This window comes from Clostridium sp. CTA-6, from assembly GCF_054768115.1.
The window spans coordinates 1-463 of sequence record NZ_BAAAAU010000038.1; the positions used below are offsets into that span (position 1 = coordinate 1).

Sequence of the window (463 nt, forward strand, 5' to 3'; positions counted from 1 at the left end):
TAATAAAGAAGAGAAAAGTTTAAAAATATATGTTAAAAATCAACAGGAACAGACAATACAAGATAATGTATTAAAAAATGAAGAAAATAATACATTAACTAATAATACATATAAAGAAACAAAAGCATTATCAGCACCTTTATCAGGGAAAGCCACAATACAAACCTATGACATAATGTTAGGAGATCAATATATAACAAATGGAAAGCTAGCATCAGGAAAAACATATACAATAAAAGGCTATGCAAGCAGTCCGAATGGAGTATTATATGAATTTTGGGTTAAAGATGTATCAACAGGAGTTTGGACAAAAATAAGGGACTATAAGGAAGACAGATATGCAAATTGGACACCAAGTAAAAATGGACAATATGTAATAGCAGTAAATGTAAAGGATAAATATAGTAACACAAGTATGGATGGAAGAGTAGAGAAAACATTCACGGTAGAGACACAATCAGGG

Annotated in this window: 1 protein-coding gene; it reads left to right on the forward strand. The window is 30.0% G+C overall.

Annotated features, from left to right (window positions below):
* A partial coding sequence (locus tag ACYUDJ_RS21380) for a triple tyrosine motif-containing protein (RefSeq protein WP_460290033.1) occupies positions 1-463 on the forward strand: 463 nt, incomplete at both ends.